This window comes from Streptomyces sp. P5F9 (genome assembly GCF_057961495.1).
The window spans coordinates 1-19389 of record NZ_JBXVPZ010000038.1; the positions used below are offsets into that span (position 1 = coordinate 1).

At 70.8% G+C, this 19389-nt stretch carries 16 protein-coding genes and 1 pseudogene; 4 read left to right on the top strand and 13 right to left on the bottom strand.

Features of this window, described 5'->3' with window-relative positions; translation table 11 throughout:
* Positions 1–166: pseudogene (locus tag AC31A1_RS09710) on the bottom strand (lipase); the annotation flags it as partial.
* Positions 167–312: 146 nt separating this feature from the next.
* Positions 313–756 carry a MarR family winged helix-turn-helix transcriptional regulator gene (locus AC31A1_RS09715; protein WP_489652862.1) on the bottom strand — a complete coding sequence of 148 codons (444 nt, stop codon included), beginning with the start codon at positions 754–756 and terminating at the stop codon, positions 313–315.
* A gap of 95 nt (positions 757–851) precedes the next feature.
* Here AC31A1_RS09715 and AC31A1_RS09720 point away from each other — a divergent pair, with 95 nt between their 5' ends.
* Both AC31A1_RS09720 and AC31A1_RS09725 read left to right on the top strand, forming a co-directional pair.
* Positions 852–1226, top strand: a complete 375-nt coding sequence (locus AC31A1_RS09720) for a cupin domain-containing protein (protein ID WP_489652887.1) — start codon at positions 852–854, stop codon at positions 1224–1226.
* 493 nt (positions 1227–1719) lie between these two features.
* A complete protein-coding gene (locus AC31A1_RS09725; protein ID WP_393760156.1) occupies positions 1720–1920 on the top strand; it encodes a hypothetical protein in 201 nt (66 codons plus the stop codon).
* A gap of 28 nt (positions 1921–1948) precedes the next feature.
* Here the strand turns inward: AC31A1_RS09725 and AC31A1_RS09730 are convergent, their stop codons facing one another.
* Together AC31A1_RS09730 and AC31A1_RS09735 are read right to left on the bottom strand one after the other, a co-directional pair.
* Positions 1949–2929: a DNA polymerase Y family protein gene (locus AC31A1_RS09730; RefSeq protein ID WP_489652863.1), complete on the bottom strand. Its 981-nt coding sequence runs from the start codon at positions 2927–2929 to the stop codon at positions 1949–1951.
* Positions 2926–6378: a DNA polymerase III subunit alpha gene (locus tag AC31A1_RS09735; RefSeq protein ID WP_489652864.1), complete on the bottom strand. Its 3453-nt coding sequence runs from the start codon at positions 6376–6378 to the stop codon at positions 2926–2928. The genes AC31A1_RS09730 and AC31A1_RS09735 overlap by 4 nt, the downstream gene beginning before the upstream one ends.
* Before the next feature lie 289 nt (positions 6379–6667).
* Between AC31A1_RS09735 and AC31A1_RS09740 the strand changes: the two genes are divergently transcribed.
* Together AC31A1_RS09740 and AC31A1_RS09745 are read left to right on the top strand one after the other, a co-directional pair.
* Positions 6668–7750, top strand: a complete 1083-nt coding sequence (locus tag AC31A1_RS09740; RefSeq protein ID WP_489652865.1) for an ABC-2 transporter permease — start codon at positions 6668–6670, stop codon at positions 7748–7750.
* On the top strand, positions 7747–8946 hold the full coding sequence (locus tag AC31A1_RS09745; RefSeq protein ID WP_489652866.1) for an AAA family ATPase: 1200 nt from the start codon (positions 7747–7749) through the stop codon (positions 8944–8946). The genes AC31A1_RS09740 and AC31A1_RS09745 overlap by 4 nt, the downstream gene beginning before the upstream one ends.
* Before the next feature lie 91 nt (positions 8947–9037).
* On the opposite strand, the gene AC31A1_RS09750 is transcribed toward AC31A1_RS09745, so the two are convergent.
* The 9 genes from AC31A1_RS09750 to AC31A1_RS09790 form a co-directional block, all read right to left on the bottom strand.
* Positions 9038–10120 carry a S1 family peptidase gene (locus tag AC31A1_RS09750; RefSeq protein ID WP_489652867.1) on the bottom strand — a complete coding sequence of 361 codons (1083 nt, stop codon included), beginning with the start codon at positions 10118–10120 and terminating at the stop codon, positions 9038–9040.
* 231 nt (positions 10121–10351) lie between these two features.
* Entirely contained in the window at positions 10352–11269 is a 918-nt protein-coding gene (locus AC31A1_RS09755; RefSeq protein ID WP_489652888.1) for a slipin family protein, read from the bottom strand.
* Between the two features lie 161 nt (positions 11270–11430).
* Positions 11431–12330: a S1 family peptidase gene (locus AC31A1_RS09760; protein WP_489652868.1), complete on the bottom strand. Its 900-nt coding sequence runs from the start codon at positions 12328–12330 to the stop codon at positions 11431–11433.
* A 242-nt stretch (positions 12331–12572) separates the two neighbouring features.
* A complete protein-coding gene (locus AC31A1_RS09765; RefSeq protein ID WP_489652869.1) occupies positions 12573–13385 on the bottom strand; it encodes a DUF1684 domain-containing protein in 813 nt (270 codons plus the stop codon).
* A gap of 44 nt (positions 13386–13429) precedes the next feature.
* Entirely contained in the window at positions 13430–14740 is a 1311-nt protein-coding gene (locus AC31A1_RS09770; protein WP_489652870.1) for an NtaA/DmoA family FMN-dependent monooxygenase, read from the bottom strand.
* Entirely contained in the window at positions 14737–15813 is a 1077-nt protein-coding gene (locus tag AC31A1_RS09775) for an LLM class flavin-dependent oxidoreductase (protein WP_489652871.1), read from the bottom strand. Before AC31A1_RS09775 ends, AC31A1_RS09770 begins: the two co-directional genes overlap by 4 nt.
* 24 nt (positions 15814–15837) lie before the next feature.
* Positions 15838–16599 (bottom strand): amino acid ABC transporter ATP-binding protein, encoded by a 762-nt coding sequence (locus tag AC31A1_RS09780; RefSeq protein WP_489652872.1) that lies wholly within the window; start codon positions 16597–16599, stop codon positions 15838–15840.
* A 43-nt stretch (positions 16600–16642) separates the two neighbouring features.
* Positions 16643–18445, bottom strand: a complete 1803-nt coding sequence (locus AC31A1_RS09785; protein WP_489652873.1) for an FAD/NAD(P)-binding protein — start codon at positions 18443–18445, stop codon at positions 16643–16645.
* Positions 18442–19299, bottom strand: coding sequence for an amino acid ABC transporter permease (locus AC31A1_RS09790; protein WP_489652874.1), 858 nt, complete (start codon positions 19297–19299; stop codon positions 18442–18444). Before AC31A1_RS09790 ends, AC31A1_RS09785 begins: the two co-directional genes overlap by 4 nt.
* Positions 19300–19389 lie beyond the last annotated feature (90 nt).

Consider the following 19389-nt stretch of genomic DNA (forward strand, 5'->3'; position numbering starts at 1 on the left):
CGAGGACGACGGGGCGGGGGTGGGCGGCGGAGGGCTTGCAGCTGTAGTCGTTCCAGCCACTGGTGGGGGCGCTCGACGCGTGAGCGGCGGCGGTGGGAACGGCGGCGACCGCGGCGGTCAGGAGCAGCGCGGTCAGGGGTCTGAGCAGTCGTTTCCAGGGCAGCATCGTGTGATCTCCTTGCGGCTCAAGGGAGTTGCGACGGTCTTACGCCCTGTGATCCGGATCACAAGAATGCTGTTCACTCGTCAAGTTACGAGCGAGTAGGTGAAGTGTGAAGTTACGCGTCAGTAAAAACTTCCAGTGATAACCAGTCACCAGGTGGGCCTGATGGGACCGTAGGGCGCAATACGCCGCAAACGGTCACACAACACGCGCACTTCGCTCTCACCCAGCAGTTCGACCCACGGCCGCACGGCCTCCAGAGCCGCCTCTTCCGCGGCCCGCGTACAGGCCCACCCCAACTCGGTGAGCACGACGAGCCGGGCGCGGGCATCGCCGGGGTGCGGGCGCCGCTCCGCGTATCCCTTGCGCACGAGTTCGTCGACAAGCTGGCTCGCCGCCTGCTTGGTGACTCCGAGATGGGCGGCGAGGTCGGTGACCGTCGCCCCGTCCGGGGCGAGCCGCACAAAGGCGAAGCCGTATGCCGGGCGCGCCTCGAATCCGCGCGCCACGACCCCGTCGTTGATGCGCTTCGTCAGGTCGCCCGCGGCGGCGAGCAGGGCGGCGGTCAGGGCCATGGCCTCGGAGTTCTCCACCACGGCATTGAAACACCCTTGACGGACCGGTCAAGCTGCTTGACCATATTGAGGACATGGTCAAGCAGCTTGACCATCACCTTCTGGAGGCAGTCGTGCCCGTCGTCCACCCGTCCGACGCCGTCGTCCACGAGATCCACGGCGCCCGCTTCGTCTCGTACGCCCATCCCCGCACCGGCAGCAAGGAGCTGTGCGCGTGGCGGGGCGAGATCCCCGCCGGCACCAAAGCCCCCCTGCACACCGTCAACCACGAGGAGATCCTGCACATCCTCGAAGGCGAGCTGGTGATCACGCTCGACGGTCACACCGAACGGGTCGGCGCGGGCGACACGTTGATCATCAACCCGGGGGCGGCCTTCGGCGCCGAGAACCCCACCGACCGGACCGTGATCACCTGGGTCACGACCTCCATCGGCCTGGAGGCGGAGCTGGCGGACGGCACGCGCATCGTCGCGCCGTGGGCCAACTGACGTACGAACAGGGGGCGACGACCATCAGGCTGCCCATCATCGGCAGGAACGCGAGCCCCGTCCTGACAGGGCTGAAATCGCGCGAGGACTGCAGGCAGTAGGCCAGGAAGAGGGAGACACCGAAGAGTCCGGCGCCGGCGATGGCCGTCATCCCACTTCGCGGCAGTAGCCGCCACTGGGCTCTAACCGCTGCGAGGCAGTAACTGCCACACGCCCGGGATCGGCGCCGCCCGCCGCGTCGGCGAGCGGGTCACACCGCGTCCGGCTCGCCCAGGCCGGGCGCCGGGATGGGGACGACTCGAACGCCTCATGGCCCGGCGGGTGACAGTTGACACCCCTGCGCCCATGTCCCCAACACCTCTGTCGGTACGACGTTCTCGTTCCGTAAGGTTTTCGACCGCCCCAGCCGCACCGAACGGGACGAAGCTGAGCGGTGAACGTGGGCGGCTGCCGCCCACGTGACGTACCGGTGCGGGGAATGAATGGAGTGCCCATGGTGGTCCGTGGTGTCGGCGGGATCATCCTCGTCGTGCTCGGCGCGGTCTGGATCGCGCAGGGTGTCGGCGCGATGAACGGCTCGGCCATGTCCGGCCACGGCCAGTACGCGGTGCTGGGCGTGGTGGTCGCGCTGGTCGGACTCTTCTTGGTGCTGCGGGCCTGGCAGATGCGGAACACCCCCCGCCAACGCCCTTGAGCGCAGGGACAGTTCCGGGCGACAGAGGTCAGTCGGCCAGCGCCGCCGGGCGTACCGCCTCCTGCCCGAAACGCCGCCGGGCACGGTCCGCGGCGGCTTCGACCGCGCGGGCGCGGGCGTCCCCGGGATCCATGGAGAGCTGTCGGTAGGCACTGCCGGCCGGCCGCAGGTCGTCGGCGCGGAGCACGAAGGCCCGGACTCGCGCCCGCTGCAATCCCAGGGAGGTCAACAGGCCCAGGGCGGTGGCGGCGACGGCGGGTGAGTGGTCGGTGGGCTCCGGCAGCGCACGCGTACGCGTGGTGGAGCTGCGGTCGGCGTATCTCACCGTGAGGGTGAGCCGGCCCGCGAACTTCCTTTCCCCGCGCAGGCGTTGGCCGATCCGGTCGGCAAGTCCCAGGACGGCTCGGTGGTGTTGGGCCGGGTCCAGGCAGTCCCGGCTCAGGGCCAGGTCGGCGGCCAGATGTGCCGCCGGTTCCGCGGGGACGACCGGGCGCGGGTCGTGGCCGCGGGCACGCTCGGTCAACAGCCGTGCCTGGCCCGCACCGAGGAGCCGTTGCAGGGTCGCCGGAGGCAGGTCGGTGAGCTGGCCGATGGTGTGCAGGCCGTATCGGTGCAGCGTGTCCGCCGTGGCGCGGCCGATCCCGGGCAGTGCGGTGACCGGCCGGGGGTACAGCCAGTCGGCCGCTTCCCCGGTGGGCACCCGGGTGGTGTCTCCTGGGGCGGACGCGTCGGCCGCCATCGCCGCCAGCATGCGGTTGCCCGCGAGACCGGCGCTGCTGTCGATGTCGTAGAGCGCCTTCAGTCTCATCTTCACCGTCTGGACCGCGTCGTAGGCGGACATGTCGAAGTACCGGAGCGCCGAAGTCAGGTCCACCTGAAGGGCGTTGGGCGGAATGGCCTGGACGTGAGGCGTGATTCCGGACACCAGTTCGATTACATCGTGGTACTGGGTCTCGGTCAGCGCGGTGTGCAGGTGAAGGTGGGCGATGTGCCGCTGCCGCGCGGTCATCCCGCACTCCCCGGGCTGCGGTGGCCGAACTTCTTCAGGTCGGCCGAGCGGGTGCCCGCGGGCTGGAGGTCGGCGTACGGGTGCAGACGGGCGCCGGTGGTGCCGTTGGCCAAGGTGCGCTGCGGCTGAGCGGGCGTCGGATGCGGGCGGTCGGCGCCCAGGAGGGCGAGCGCCGCCTCGGGGCCGTCGTCCCGACGGGCGCCCGCGATCTCGTCCAGGTCCCAGGCCATGGAACCGACGACGGTACGACGGGTGCCGCGCACCTGAACCGTGCCGCGCACCAGGAGCAGCCCGCTGTGGAAGACGGTGTACGCGCAGGCCGGATGGGAGTCCTCGAAGAAGGCGAGGTCGACCAGGCCCGAGCCGTCCTCCAGGGTGACGAAGATGATCCGCTTGCCGCTCGCGATCGGCGGGGTCTGCGTCGAGGCACGCACCCCGGCGACCAACACCTGTCGGCCCGCGCGCAGTTCGGCCAGATGGGCCGCGTCCGTCGCGCCGATCTCGCGCAGCAGCCGGTGGTGATGCTCCATCAGATGCCGAGAGACGTCGATGCCGAGCGTGCCCAACTCGGCGCTCAGCGCCTCGCGTCCGGTCATCTCCGGCAACCCGCTCGGCTCCGCTCCCCCAACAGCACCCGTATCCATGGGCAGTTGACCGGCCCCCGCAGTCCGGTTGCGGGACTGCCGGTGCAACTCGGCGATCTGGAGCAGGAGATCACGCCGGGTGAGACGGCCGTCGTGCAGACAGGTCAACGCGCCGATCTCAGCGAGACGTTCGGCGACCGGTCTGCTGGGACGGGCCCGCTGCCAGAAGTCCGACAGCGATCCGTACGGCTGCCCCTCCTCGATCCGCGCGCACTCCTCCTCGCTGATACCGCGCACCCCGGACAGCGCGAGCCGCACGCCCCACTCCTCCTTCTCGGTCATCTCCACGGTGTGCTTCACCCTGGAGCGGTTGATGTCGACGGGCAGGATCGGCACACCGTGCCGGCGGGCGTCGGAGACCAGGACGCGCTTGGGCCACATCCCGGGGTCGTGTTCGAGCAACCCGGCCAGCAGGAACGCCGGATGATGCGCCTTGAGCCACGCGCTCTGCAGGGCCGGTACGGCGAACGCGACCGCGTGGGCGCGGCAGAAGCCGTACGCCCCGAAGGCCTCGACGGTCTTCCAGACCTCGTCCCGGACAGCCGGACTGTAGCCACGCGCGCGTGCCTTCTGGTGGAACCAGTCCTTGATCCGGGGCAGTTGCTCCTTGTCGCCGAGGGCCCGCCGGGTGACCTCCGCGAAGGCCCGCTCGCAGCCGGTCAGTACATGCAGGGTGTCGATGATCTGCTCGTGCCAGATGGTCACGCCGTAGGTGTCGGCGAGCACCGGTTCGAGGTCTTCGTGCGCGTACGACGGTGTGCCGCCGTGGCGGGCCGCGATGTACCGCTCGGGCATGCCCCCGGCGACCGGCCCCGGACGGAAGAGGCTGATGTCGGCGATGACGTCCTGCACGTCACGGGGCTGGAGTCTCGACAAAAGGTCTTGTTGACCAGGCGACTCCAGCTGGAACAGGCCCAGCGTCTGGCTCTCCTGGATGAGCTTGAACGCGAACACGTCGTCGAGCGGCACCTGTTGGGGGTCGTCGAGGTCGATGCGGTTGCCGGTGGCGCGTTCGATCTCGGTGACGGCGTGGGCCATCGCGGACTGCATGCGTACGCCCAGGACGTCGAGTTTGATGTTGCCCAGCGCCTCGATCTCCTCCTTCGCGGCCATGGCCATGGGGTAGTCGCCCTGGGGGGTGGGCTGCACGGGCAACCGGTCCAGGAGGGTCGCGTCGCTGATGACCACGCCGCAGGGGTGCATGGCCATGCCGTGGACCAGGGAGTCGAGGCCTTCGGCGAGTTCCCACAGCGGCCCGTACCGCCCCGTCTCTCTTGCCAGTTGCCGTAGTTCGGGCAGTTCGGCGAGCGCGCTCGTGATGTCGGAGGCGCGCAGGTGCGGGAAGCTCTTGGCGATCCGGTCGACGTCGGCCGGGGCGATCCCCAGCGCGAGGCCGGTGTCGCGCAGCGCCCTGCGCGCGCGGTAGGTCTCGGGCATCGCGGTGACCGCCACCCGCTCTTTCCCGAAGCGTTCGAAGATCGTGTCGTAGCACTCCAGGCGGCGGGCGGACTCCACGTCGATGTCGATGTCGGGCAGCGATTCGCGGCGGGTGCTCAGGAAGCGTTCGAACAGCAGGCTGTGGTCGAGCGGGTTGGCGGTGGCGATGTCCAGCGCGTGGCAGACCAGCGAGCCGGCGCCGGAACCGCGGGCGGCGACCCGGATGCCCTTGGCCCGGATGTCGGCGACGACCTGTCCGACGGCGAGGAAGTACGCGTCGTAGTTCCAGTGGGAAATCACCTTGAGCTCTTCGTCCAGCCGGTCGAGTGCCGCCCGGTCGCGGTCGAGGCCGCGTCGGGCCAGGCCCTCCTCGGACCTCAGGCGGAGCAGCCCGGCCGCGCCGCCCGTCTCCGGTCCGGCGCCGAAGAGCGACGGTTCCGGGAAGTGCGGGGTGCCGAGGCCGAGGTCGGCCGCCGGGTCGACGGCGCATCCGTCCGCCGTGTTCGCGGTGTCCGCCAGCAGCCGGCGGGCCCGGCGGGCGTCCGCTCCCGCGCACTCGGCGATCATCCGTGCCACGACCGTCATCTCCCTCTCGTCCTTGAGCCAGCGCTGCCCGCTGTCCAGCCGGCGCCGGTCGATCGGGCGCAGCAGACGTGCCGCGTCCAGGACGTCGGCGAGGCGGTGCTGGTCGGGGTCGGCGTAGCGGACGGCGTTGGAGAGCACGGCGGTGGTGCGGGTGCGGTCGGCCAGGGCGAGGGTGCGGGCGGCCAGACGGAGGGAGCCCGGAGCAGTGCCGAAACGATTCTGCGCTACGGCCTCCAACCGGACCCCCCGCCCGAAGATCTCCCGCCAGGGCGCCAGCAGCTTCATCGCGACGTCCTCCCGGCCCACCGACAGCGCCCGCACCGGCTCCGAGAGCGGCCCGAGCAGGACGGTCAGTCCGGGGCCGCCGTACTCGCGCAGCGCCTCCCACGGCACCACCGGCGCCGTACCGGACAGGGCACCCTCGTGCGCCGCCGAGGTGATGCGGCACAGCCGTGCCCAGCCCGCCCGGTCCTGGGCGAGCAGCACGAACCGCAGCGGCGGCTCGACCACGTGCGCGCCGCCGCGGGCGGGGGTGCGCGGGCGCTGTGCGGGCGGCGGGGGCGCCAGGGCCTCCACCGCCAGATCGATGCCGAAGACCGGCCGGACCCCCTCCTTCTCGCACGCCTGCGCGAAGCGGACGGCGCCGGTGACCGTGTCCCGGTCGGTGAGCGCGAGCGCCGTCACGCCCCGTTCCGCCGCCCGCCGGGCGAGCTGCTCGGGGTGGGATGCGCCGTAGCGGGCGGAGTAACCGGACGCGACGTGCAGATGGGCGAAGCCCGTCATGCCGCACCTCCATCACTCCACCCCTTTTCGGCCATCCGCCCGATATATTCATCGTACGCTCGTTCGATTACTCTAGCCTCATCAGCCCCCATCAGCCCCGGTCAGCGACCCACATTCGAACACACCAGCGATTCCTTGGGGAGGTGTGCGATGTCCGAAACAGACACCACTCCGTCAGCTCCCCACCTGGGCCGAGCAGTTGGGAAGAAAACTTTTCCGAACACATGCACGACACCCGTTCGGCCTCTTCCCGCCTGCGCGAACACCCGGCCACCGAGACCGTGGGGACATGACAGAGCCCCCCGGTGCCGGTACGTCCCGTACGTCCTTCCTCGGGGAGGTGAAGGACGCGGTCAGCCTGCGGGCCACTCTGCTCGTCATCGGTGTGGTCGCTCTTCAGTTGCTCTTCATCGCCTCCTACGTAGGCGCGCTTCACCATCCGAAGCCCAGGGATGTGGCTTTCGGGGTCGTCGCTCCCCAGGTCACCGCCGAGCAGACGGTGGCCCGGCTGAAGCGGTTGCCCGGCTCACCACTCGCCCCGCGCGCGGTGTCCGACGCGGCGACCGCGCGGAGGCAGATCCTGGACCGGGACATCGACGGCGCCCTCGTCATCGACCCGCGCGGGACCACGGACACGCTCCTGGTCGCCACCGGCGGCGGCACCGTCCTCGCGACCACCCTGGAGACCATCACCGCCACCCTGGAGAGGACCGAGCAGCGCGCGGTCCGGACGGTGGACGTGGCACCGACCTCGTCCCAGGACTTCGACGGGCTGTCGTCGTTCTACCTGGTCGTCGGCTGGTGTGTCGGCGGCTATCTGTGCGCCTCGATCCTGGCGATCAGCACCGGCGCCCGGCCCGCCAACCCGCGCCGCGCGGTGATCCGGCTGATCGTGATGGCGCTGGTCGCGATCGTCGGCGGTCTCGGCGGCGCGGTGATCGTCGGGCCGGTCCTGGGAGCGCTGCCGGGCAGTGTGATGGCGTTCTGGGGACTCGGCGCGCTGATCACGTTCGCCGTGGGAGCGGCGACTCTCGGGCTACAGGGGGTCTTCGGGGTCGTGGGCATCGGTCTTGCGATCCTGCTGGTGGTGATCGCGGGCAACCCGAGCGCGGGCGGCGCCTTCCCGCTGCCGCTGCTGCCGCCGTTCTGGAACGCGATCGGGCCCGCGCTGCCACCGGGCGCCGGGACCTGGGTGGCGCGCTCGATCGCCTACTTCAAGGGCAACGCCGTGACCGGCCCGCTGCTCGTCCTCTCGGCCTGGGCGCTCGCCGGGATCGTGGTCACCCTGCTGGCGGCGACGCTGCGGCGGAAGCACGAGGACCTCCTGGGCCGACCGGGACTGTCAGACCCGTCTGCAACCCTGGACGCATGATCAGCACCCTCGCCGTCGAGAACTACCGCTCACTGCGCCGCCTGATCGTCCCGCTGACGCGACTGAACGTGATCACGGGGGCGAACGGCACGGGCAAGTCGAGCCTCTACCGCTCGCTGCGCCTGCTCGCCGCGTCCGCGCGTGGCGGCGCCGTCGCCGCGCTCGCGCAGGAGGGCGGGCTGCCGTCGGTCCTGTGGGCGGGCCCGGAGAAGATCGGCCGCGCGGTGCGCGAGGGCAGACATCCCGTGCAGGGCACGGTCCGCTCGGGCCCGGTCAGTCTGCAACTGGGCTTCGCGGGCGACGAGTTCGGGTACGCGATCGACTTCGGGCACCCCAGCCCGTCCCCGGGGACCGACCGCGTGGCGTCCATGTTCAACCTCGACCCGGAGATCAAACGCGAGTCCATCTGGAGCGGCCCCGTCCTGCGCCCGGCCTCGGTGCTCTCCGATCGCGCGGGAGCCGCCGTCAAGTTGCGTGGCGCGGGCGGCGGTTGGTCCCGCGCCCACGGCACCCTGCGCCCGTACGACAGCATGCTCGGCGAACTGGCCGACCCTCAGCACGCACCCGACGTCCTGGCGGTACGGGAGTTCATCAGGTCCTGGCGGTTCTACGACCATGTCCGCACCGACGCGGACGCGCCGGCCCGGGCCGCCCAGATCGGCACGCGCACGCCCGTGCTCAGCGGTGACGGCTCCGACCTGGCCGCCGCCCTGCAGACGATCCGCGAGGTCGGTGACGCCGAGGCGCTCGACGCGGCCGTGGACGCGGCCTTCCCCGGCAGCCAGGTCCACATCGCCGACCTCGGCGGGCGTTTCCAGCTCGCCCTGCGCCAGCACGGGTTGCTGCGCGCGCTCACCGCCGCCGAGCTGTCGGACGGCACGCTGCGCTATCTCCTGTGGGCGGCGGCCCTGTTGACGCCCCGGCCACCGTCGCTGCTCGTGCTGAACGAGCCGGAGACGAGCCTCCACCCGGACCTCATCCCGCCGCTCGCCGATCTGATCCTCACCGCTACCAAGGACACCCAGATCGTCGTGGTCACCCACGCCCGACCGCTCGCGGACGCCCTCCGGAAGGGCGCGATACGGCACCGTCTCGACGTCAACTCCATAGAGCTGGTGAAGGAGTTCGGGCAGACGACGGTGGCGGAGCGCGAGGGCCCGCTCGACGAACCGCTGTGGTACTGGCCCACGCGCTGAGCCCGCCGCACGGACGCGGACAGAGCACGTACGCGAAGGTCCCGCCCCCTCCGCGCGCGGGGGCGGGACCTCACCGTCGTACAGCTACTGCTCAGCCGATCTGCGCGCCGAACGTCGACAGCGCCTCGGTGACCGGCTGGAAGAAGGTCTCGCCGCCCGAGGTGCAGTCGCCGCTGCCGCCGGAGGTGAGGCCGATCGCCGCGTCGCCGTCGAACAGCGAGCCGCCGCTGTCACCGGGCTCGGCGCAGACGTCGGTCTGGATGAGGCCGTTGACGATGTCGCCGTTGCCGTAGTTCACGGTGGCGTCCAGGCCGGTGACCGTGCCGGTGTGCACCTGGGTCGTCGAGCCGCTGCGGGTCACCTTCTCGCCGACCGTGGCGGCAGCGGCGTGGGTGATGGCCTGCGAGGAGCCGTTGTAGAGGTCGACCGCGCTCGGGTGGGCGACGTCCGAGGTGTACTTGACCAGGCCGAAGTCGTTGTCCGGGAAGCTGGACTGCTCGTTCGTGCCGATCTCGTTGCCGCTGGAGTCGGACCAGGTGGAGATGGCCTCGGTGCAGTGCCCGGCGGTGATGAAGTACGGCGCGCCGCCCTTGACCACGTTGAAACCGAGCGAACAGCGCCCGCCCGAGCCGGAGATGGCGTCGCCGCCCGCGATGAAGGGCTTGAACTCCCCCTTGGTGCGCTGGAGTTCGGCCTTGCTGCCGAGCCCGTCGACGACCTTGGTGAGCTTGGTCCACTCGGCGTCGGAGACCGTGCGGTCGGCGGTGACGACGACCTTGTTGGTGGTGGGGTCGGTCGCCCACGAGGTGCCGGGGATCGTCGCGTCCTGCTTGAGGGTCGTACGGGCGCTCGTCAGCTCGGCGAGGGAGTTCTCGACGATTCTCGCCTGGGCGCCGGCCGCCTCGACGGTGTCGGCGGCGGTCTTGTCGAGCACGTTGACCACGAGGCTCTTGGTCTTCGCGTCGTAGAACGTGCCGGCCGCGTCGGTGCCGAGGTTCTTGCCGAGCGTCGAGGCGAGCTTTCCGGCCGCGAGGGCCGAGAGGGTGTGGGGTGCGGCCGCCCGCGTGGTCTCGCTGGCGTTCGCACTCTGCAAGGTGACTCCCGCGACGACCAGTGCGGCTATGCCCGCGCCTGCCACGGCCACCCGCCGCCTGGGTATGCGTCGGTGCTTCAACTCGTGTCCTCCTGTGGGGGGTCGGCCCGCCAGGTTATGGGGACCCGACCGGCCGAAAGGTAGGTTGACGAGCGCCTACTCTTCCTAATCGCACAGGGAGCGCACAAGGTCGACTTCAGGTCGTGCGCGGAACGCGGTTGCACGCCCCCCTCACTTTGACTGTCCACGGTCATCCCAGGCCATTCGCACTGCAAACACTGCGTGCGAGTAACACCCATCAGCCGGTGAGGTCTAGTCCTGTCTTGAAATCGACCCGTCAGACTCCGGATCCGGCTGAGGCTCGGCGGGCGGAAGTTGCTCGTGCACCGGTTGCGGTGTCACAGGGGCAACCGGCGTCACGGGTGCCGCGGGCACTGGGGGCGCGGCAGGAGCGGCCGGGGCAGCCGGAGCCGGGGCCGCTCGCTCCAGGAACCGCAGCAGTTCGACCGGGAACGGCAGCACCAGCGTCGAGTTCTTCTCGGCAGCGACCGCCACCACCGTTTGCAGCAGCCGGAGTTGGAGCGCAGCGGGCTGCTCGGACATCTGCTCGGCGGCCTCGGCGAGTTTCTTGGATGCCTGCAACTCGGCGTCCGCGTTGATGATCCGGGCCCGCCGCTCACGGTCGGCCTCGGCCTGGCGGGCCATCGACCGCTTCATCGTCTCCGGCAGCGACACGTCCTTGATCTCGACCCGGTCGATCTGCACGCCCCAGCCGATGGAGGGGCTGTCGATCATCAACTCCAGGCCCTGGTTGAGCTTTTCGCGGTTGGAGAGCAGATCGTCGAGGTCGCTCTTGCCGATGATCGACCGCAGCGAGGTCTGCGCCATCTGCGAGACGGCGAACCGGTAGTCCTCGACCTGCACCAGCGCGTCCGCCGCGTCGACGACCTTGAAATAGACGACCGCGTCCACCCGGACCGTCACGTTGTCGCGGGTGATGCCCTCCTGCGCGGGCACGGGCATCGTCACGATCTGCATGTTGACCTTGCGGAGCTTGTCCACGAACGGGACGACCATCGTGAAGCCGGCCCCGCGCACCTCGGGCCGCAGCCTGCCGAGCCGGAACACCACGCCCCGCTCGTACTGTTTGACGACCCGCGCGGCCGCCATCACGTACACCACTCCGACGGACGCGAGCGTCACTCCCGCCGTCACCAGCTCCTCGACCATCACGGCCCCCCAGGGTCCGACGTGGCGCATCAGGTGCCTTCTCCGATACCCACGACGGTAACTCCGTGTGCCGCACAAGAGCGAGCCCCCGCACGCCAGTTGCGTACGGGGACTCACCCGCTGCCGGCTGCAGCCCGGAGCGGAGGACGTTCAGGCGGGCGTCAGCCGACGCTCACGCCGTAGTAGCTCAGCGCCTCGGTGACCGGCTGGAAGAAGGTCGTGCCGCCGGAGGTGCAGTTGCCGCTGCCGCCCGAGGTCAGACCGTAGGCCACGGTGCCGCCGTAGAGCGGACCGCCGCTGTCGCCGCCCTCGGCGCAGACCGTGGTCTGGATCATGCCGTAGACGATGTCGCCGCTGCCGTAGTTGACGGTGGCGTTCAGGGCGGTGACCCGGCCGCTGTGCGTGCCGGTGGTGGAGCCGCGCCGGTAGACGGTGGTGCCCACGCTCGGCGTGGCCGCGCTGGAGATGGTCTGGCTGCCGACCGCGCTCGGGTGGGCGATCGAGGTGTTGGTGTACTTGACCAGCGCGAAGTCGTTGGTCGGGAAGCTGTAGCCGACGTTCGTGCCCAGCACCGTGGTGTGCCCCGAGTTGGAGTACCAGGTCGAGGCGACCTCGCCGCAGTGGCCGGCGGTCAGGAAGTAGTACGTGCTCCCGCTGTGCACGTTGAAGCCGAGCGAGCAGCGGTACGCGCCGCCGTAGATGGCGTCGCCACCGGTGATCAGCTTCTTGAACTGACCGGCTGTGTGCTTGATGGTGATCGCGTCGGCGGTGCTGCCCGCCTGCGACTTGATCTTCGCGATCTCGGCCTGGGAGACCGTGCTGTCGACGGTGACGACGACACGGTTCGTCGTGCTGTCGACCGCCCAGGCGGTGCCCGGGACATCGGCCTTGAGTACGGACGAGTTGGCCGCGGAGAGCTGGGTGGCGCTGAACGTGTGGGCGTCGCTGGCGCTCGCGGTGGGGACGGCGAACGCGGCAGCGGCGACGAATCCGGTGGCCACGGCGATCAGCCTGGTCCGTCTCGCGATTCCGCTGCGTGGGGTGGTGCGCTTGATCCTCACGTTTCGTTCCCTCCTAGGGGAATTCGGGGGCCCGCGTGGGGTCGGGGCCCGTGAGGCGCAGTCGGGGTCGGGCGTCCGGTTTCCGAACACGCCGTGCTCCTGACAAGCGCTGTGGGGGGAGTATTCGGCCGCCCGGCCGATGGGCGCAAGGGCGCCTTTCGGCCGTACGACCTTCAACTGGCCCACGGTCTACGCGAGTTGATCACCCGGACGCAGTGGGCCGAAACACAGCCCGTCGCAGGTCAACGCCCCGTCTGCCGAAGGATGCGCTCCCCCGCCTCGACCGCGAGGCCCAGCGTATTCCCGGGCGGCGGGAAAGGGCAGATGAAATGGTCGGCGAACGCGCACGGCGGGAGCACGGCCCGGTTGAAGTCGACCGTCGTGCGCCCCTCCGCGTCGGGCGCCGCCGGGTACAGGAACCGGAACCGGTAACTGCCGTCCCCGCTCGTGGAGTCGGCGAACACCGCCCACAACGTGCCGTCGTCCTGCACCGCCACCTGCAAGGTCACCTCCAACCCGTCGAGCCGGAACGCGAGTTCACCAGCGAGCCCGAGCCCGCGTTCGACACCGTCCGCCGTGCCGACGCGCACGGTGCGCCGCGCGTCGTACGGCATGAAGCGCCCCGGCACCGACCAGCGCGGCTGGTACGGCGTGACCTCGACGCCCCGGAACGCGCGCCGCGCCGCCGCGTCGGGGTCGTAGTCGCGCACACCCCAGACGCCCTCGCGGACGACGACGACCAGTCGGCGCTCACCGAGGCCGACGCGGGCCGCGCTCACCGGGCCGGTGTCCGCGCCGAGATGGATCTCGCCGGTGAAGGGTTTCCCGTCGACGGTCAGTCCGTCGGCCGCCGTCGCGGTGAGGACCACCGGGCCGGCATCGGCGTCGACGTCACCGTCGAGGACCCATGCGCCGGAGATGTCCGGAAGGCGACCGTCCGGGTGGTCCTCCAGCCAGTGCGTGCCGGTGAGGGCAAGGGGCCCGTAGGGGGCCGACACGCTCTCCATCCGCTGCTCGTGCCACTGTCTCCACTCGTCGGCCGCGTCCGTGGTCATGCCGTCAGCTCCATCGTCGTGCGCTCAGTCCTGTCGTCGCGTGGTCACCCCTTCCCTGCCGGGTCGGGGAGCCCGAGATGTGAGCGCAGGGTCGTGCCCCGGTATTCCGTGCGGAACGCACCACGTTCCTGGAGCAGCGGCACCACCCGGTCCACGAACTCGTCGAGGCCGCCGGGGGTGAGATGCGGCACGAGGACGAAGCCGTCGGCGGCGTCCTGTCGTACGAAGGTCTCCAGCTCGGCGGCGACCGCCTCCGGGGTGCCGATGAAGGACTGCCGGCCGCTCGCCTCGATCACGGTCTGCCGGATGGACAGCCCCTTCTCGCGGGAGAGCGCCCGCCACTTTTCGGCCATCGCGACGGTGTCGCCGCGCCGGGTCCGCCCCTGGGTGATCGACGATTCCGGCACCGGGTCGGAGTCGGGGAACGGGCCGTCGGGGTCGTAGGCGGAGAGGTCCGTGCCCCAGATCTGTTCCAGGGCGAGGATCGCGTTCTGCGGGGAGACCTGCTGCCGCCGGATCTCGGCGGCCCGCTCCTGCGCCTCGGCCGCCGTGTCGCCGAGGACGACGCTGACGCCGGGCATGATCTTGAGATCGTCCGCGCTACGGCCGTACTTGGCGAGGCGTCCCTTCACGTCGGCGTAGAAGGCACGGCCGTCCTCCAGCGTGCCGTGCCTGGCGAGGATGACGTCGGCGGTCCGCGCCGCGAACTCCCGTCCCTCCCCCGAGTCCCCGGCCTGGATGACGACCGGGTGCCCCTGGGGTGAGCGCGGCACGGTGAACTCGCCCGCGATGTCGAAGTGTTGGCCCCGGTGGGCGAAGGGGCGGGAGAGTCCGTCGGGGGTCCAGGAGTCCCACAACTCCCTTGCCACATCGACGAATTCGGCTGCGCGCGTGTAGCGGTCCGCTCGGTCGAGGTATCCCCCGCGCCGGAAGTTCTCGCCGGTGAGGGCGTCGGACGAGGTCACCGCGTTCCACGCGGCGCGGCCTGCGCTGAGGTGGTCCAACGTGGCGAGTCTGCGGGCGAGTTCGTACGGCTCGTTGAAGGTCGCGTCGACCGTGGCGGCCAGTCCGATGCGGTGGGTGACAGCGGCGAGCGCGTTGAGGACCGTGAGGGGCTCGGGGCGGCCGACGACGTCCAAGTCGTGGATACGGCCCTTGTGTTCGCGCAGTCGCAGCCCCTCGGCGAGGAAGAAGAAGTCGAAGAGACCGCGTTCGGCGGTGCGGGCGAGATGCTCGAAGGAGGAGAAGGCGATCTGGGACCTCGACCGCGGATCGGCCCACACGGTGGTGCTGTTGGCGCCGGGGAAGTGCGCGGCCAGATGGATCTGCCGGCGAGAAGGCCTCCGTACGGTCATGACGCTCCCCCGGTCACGGCGTACCGGTTGGCGGGCCGGGCCAGGCCCAGATGCTCCCTGAGGGTGCTGCCCGGGTAGAACGTGCGGAACAGGCCCCGGTGTTGGAGCAGCGCGACCGTGCCGTTGACGAGCCGTTCCAGGTCGCGGCGGGGTTCGACGGGCGTGAGGTGGAAGCCGTCGACGGTACGGTCGCCGTGCCAGCCGGCGATCAGCTCCGCGAGGTCGACCGGGCCGCCCCGGTACAGCGGACCGTGCGCGGTCTGCCGGGGGCCGCCCCCGCCGTGGCCCGGCTCGGCCGCGTGCTCGCCGTCGCCGAGGTCGACGACGAGGCTCACCAGGACCCGCAGGGTGTCGGGATCGCGGCCGAACTTCTCGGCGGACGCCCGCAGTTCGGCCCGTACGGACCCGGCCTGCGCGGAACTCGCCGCGCGGACGAGGGCCACATCGGCGTACCGGGCGGCCGTCCGCCGGGCCTGGCCCTCGGTGGCGTCGACGACGCGGACCGGGTGGCCCTGCGGTGGTCTGGGCACGGTGGAGGGGCCCTTGACGGCGAATTCGGAGCCCTGGAAGTCGACGTGGTGCAGCTTGTCCCGGTCGACGAAGCGGCCGGTGGCCGTGTCCCGTATCTCGGCGTCGTCCTCCCAGCTGTCCCACAACTGGGCGGCCACCTCGGCGACTTCACCGGCTTCCGCCCACAACGCGTCGGCGGGCGCGGCGTGCCGGCGGCCGAAGAGGCGGGCCTCGCCTTCGGTGGTCGACACGTCGAGCCGCCAGCCGGCCCGGCCCCGGCTGACCCAGTCGAGGGTCGCGACCGCGGCCTGCACCTGGAAGGGCTCGGTGTGGGTGACGGTTACGGTCGGCACCAGACCGATCCGGCTGGTCGCCGGGGCGACGCGGGACAGGACGGCGAGGGCGTCGGGTCCGGGGCGCGCGAAGGTGTCGTCGAGCGTCACGAAGTCGAGGCCGCCGCTCTCTGCGAGCCGCGCCAACTCGACGTAGGAGTCGGCGTCGTAGGCCGACCGCTGGTCGACGGCGGCGGCCAGATGCAGGCCCCGGCCGTGCGAGGAGGTCATGTGGGGAGTCCCTTTCTGCGCACGTCACAGCACCTTGGACAGGAAGGTCCGGGTGCGTTCGTGCCGGGGTCGGTCGAGTACGTCGGTCGGGGCGCCCTGCTCGACGATCCGGCCGTCGTCCATGAAGACGACGGTGTCGGCGACCTCGCGGGCGAAGCCGATCTCGTGGGTGACGACGATCATCGTGGTGCCCTGATGGGCCAAGTCCTTGATGACGTCGAGGACTTCACCGACCAGCTCGGGGTCGAGCGCGGAGGTCGGTTCGTCGAAGAGCAGCAGTCTCGGCTCCAGGGCGAGCGCGCGGGCGATGGCGACCCGCTGCTGCTGCCCGCCGGAGAGCTGCCTGGGGTAGGCGTCGGCCTTGTCGGCGAGCCCCACCCGGTCGAGGAGCCGGCGCGCGCTCTCAACTGCCTCTCGGCGGGGGCGCTTCAGCGCGGAGACCGGTGCCTCGATGATGTTGTCCAGCACGGTGAGGTGCGGGAAGAGGTTGAAGTTCTGGAACACGAACCCGATCCGGGTGCGCTGCTTCAGCACCTCGCGCTCACGCAGTTCGTACAGCTTGTCGCCGGAGCGCCGGTAGCCGACGAGCGTGCCGTCGACGCTGATCGTGCCCTGGTCGACCTTCTCCAGGTGGTTGATGGTGCGCAGCAGCGTCGACTTGCCGGACCCGGACGGGCCGAGGATCACGGTGACTTCGCCCGCGCGAACCGCGAGGTCGATGCCCTTGAGCACGTCGAGCGACCCGAAACTCTTGTGGACGGACCTGATGTCGACCATGACGGTCATGGTGTGAATCCCTTGTACTGGCAGCGGAGTTGGCGGTCGAGGGCTACGCAGAGGCCCGACACGCGAGGTCCCGCAGGAACGCCAGCACGGCCCGCGCGGTGGCGTCGTTCTGTCGGAAGGCCGGCCCGCCGGTGCGCGGCCGGGTGAAGGCGCCGGGCGTCCGTACGTCGGTGTAGGGCCCTAGCGCGAACCGCCGGGGATGCGGCTGCCCGTCCCGGCCGAGGATCCGCCCGTCGGTGCGGTCCACCCGCAGCAGCCCTTCGGGACTCTCCACCACGGCCCCGTCGGTGTGCAGTTCACGCAGCAGCGGATCGACGGACCGCCCGACCGTGGGCTCCGGGAGCCGCGCCTCGACCAGCGCCCGCGCCTCGATCGTCACACCCGGCACGGTCGCGCTCGACGCCCGGAACACCCCGTCCTCGGCCGCTACGGCCATGTCGGCGCCGACGAACCGCACGACGCCGGCCCGGGACAGCGCGAGCAGTTGGCGCAGCCGGGGTCCGGGCGGCCCGGAGGCGAGATAGCTGAAGAAGCCGTGCCACCAGGGCCCGACGTCACCGAGCCGGATCAACTGCCCGTAGACGGAGAGCAGTCCGAGGAAGACCGCCAAGTCGGGGCTGTTGGAGGGATCATGACGGCGGCTCAGATCCCCTTCCACATAGGCCCGTAGCCCCTCCTGGAACTCCTCGTGCGACGCGTACCGCACCCCCTCCAGCGGGTGGTCGAGTGCCGCGAGATCGAGCCGGTCGGCGGGGTCGGGCACCGCGGACGCCACGAGGGCCTCGCGGTCCGCCGCCTCCCCGGCCGCGTACTTCTCCTCGAAGTCGGTCCAGGCGATGCTCGTCCGCTCGGGGTGCACACCGAACAGCCGGTGGTAGTGCGCGAACCCCAACTCCTTCTCGATCAGCGGCCATACGTCCCGCCGGAAGTCGAACCCCTCCGGCTGCGCAAGTATCGCGTCGACCTCGGCGGGCCCGAAGAACCGTGGCAGCGGCGGCCGTTCACCGCTCCACTCGTAACCGATCTTCGAGTGGTACGGCACTCCGCGCCGCGACCCGACGTACAGCACCGGCTCCTGCCCCGAGGGGACGTAGGTGTCGCCGTCGTAGCGTCCGCCCCTCCCCTCCGTGAGCAGCACCATCAGGTCGACGAAGGCGAGGCCGAAGCCGCGGACGAGGACGGGTTCGCCGGGGGCGAGGGCGGACAGGTCGCTGTCGGCGGTGAAGTCGGGCGGCAGATGGACCAGGTCGTGGGCACGGGCGTACGCCGCCAACTCCCGCTGGTCCTCGTCCAGTTCGGCGTCGAGGTGGCCGAGGGCGAGGACGACGAGGTCGGCGATGAGCGGGCTCGGGCCGCCCTCCAGCCAGACCTGCTGGCGTCCGTCGCGCGGACCGCTGATCCTGAGGGCCCGTCGCGGGTGGTGGTGGACGGTGACACCCGGCGGGAGCGCGGCCACGGCCTCCTCGTGCACCCAGCGCAGGTAGGAGCCCTGGAGCTGGCGGTCGGCGAAGGTGCTGCCCTCGATGGCGGCCCATTCGTGCAGCGTGGGGCCGGGGCGTACCGGCCCCTCCATGACCACCGTCTCGTCGGTGAACATGGTGACGTCCTCGGCGTGCGAGTTCATCCACAGCAGCGGCGACTGGGCGGCGCGCCAGATGCGTCCGGCGCCCGGCGGATGGGGGTCGACGAGATGGATGTCGAGACCCTCGGGACCCTCGGGACCTTCAGCGCCTTCGGCGCCCGAACTGTCGTACAGCTCGGCCGCGTTGGCGGCGATGCGCTCGATGAGACCGGTCCCCCGCGGCCCGGCCCCGACGATGACAAGTGTCCGCCTGTCCGCGCTCATCGGGTGCGCTCCGAACCGCGCGCGTAGTGCTTCTCGACGTAGTACTGGCCGACGCTGAGCACCGAGGTGACGACGGTGTACCAGATGGTGGCGACCATCAGCAGCGGGATCACCTGGTAGGTGCGGTGATAGACCAACTGCACGGAGAACAGCAGGTCTTGGACAGCGATGACGCTGACGATCGAGGTGCCCTTGAGGGTGCCGATGAGCATGTTCCCGGCAGGCGGCACGATGGAGCGCATCGCCTGCGGCAGCACGATCCGCCACCAGCGGCGCCACCGGCTCAGCCCGAGCGCCTGCGCGGCCTCGACCTGGCCGCGGTCGACGGAGAGGATGCCGCCCCGGACGACCTCGGCGGCGTAGGCGGCCTCGTGCAGGGTGAGTCCGATGATCGCGACCGCGATCGGAGTGAACAGATTGACGGTCTTCACGCCGAGCAACTGCGGGTACAGCGCGCCGATGTTGAACCACAGCAGCAGCTGCACCAGGATCGGGATGGACCGGAACAGCCAGACGTAGCCCCAACTGACGCCGCGCAGCACGGGGTTGGCGGACAGCCGGGCCGCCGCGAGCAGCGCGCCGAGGACGAAGCCGAGCACCATCACCACGGCCGTCAGCCACAGCGTGAGCCACAGGCCGCGCAGTACGGAGTCCGAGGTGAAGTAGTCGCCGACCACGCCCCACTGGAACGCCTGGTTGCGGACGACGGAGGTGACGGCGAGCCCGAGCAGGACCAGTACGGCGACGGCGGCCGTCCACTGGCCGAGCCGGCGCTGCGGGACGATCCGCGGGGAGTCGGCCGACTCGGGTATATCCGGTGCGGCGGCTGACTTGGCGAGGGTGTCGGAAGACATGGGAAGACAACTCCGTGACGTAGGTCGAACACGGGGGGGTGCCTTCACACAGGGCGCCTTTCGGCGTCGTACGGCCGAGCCCCTCAGCAG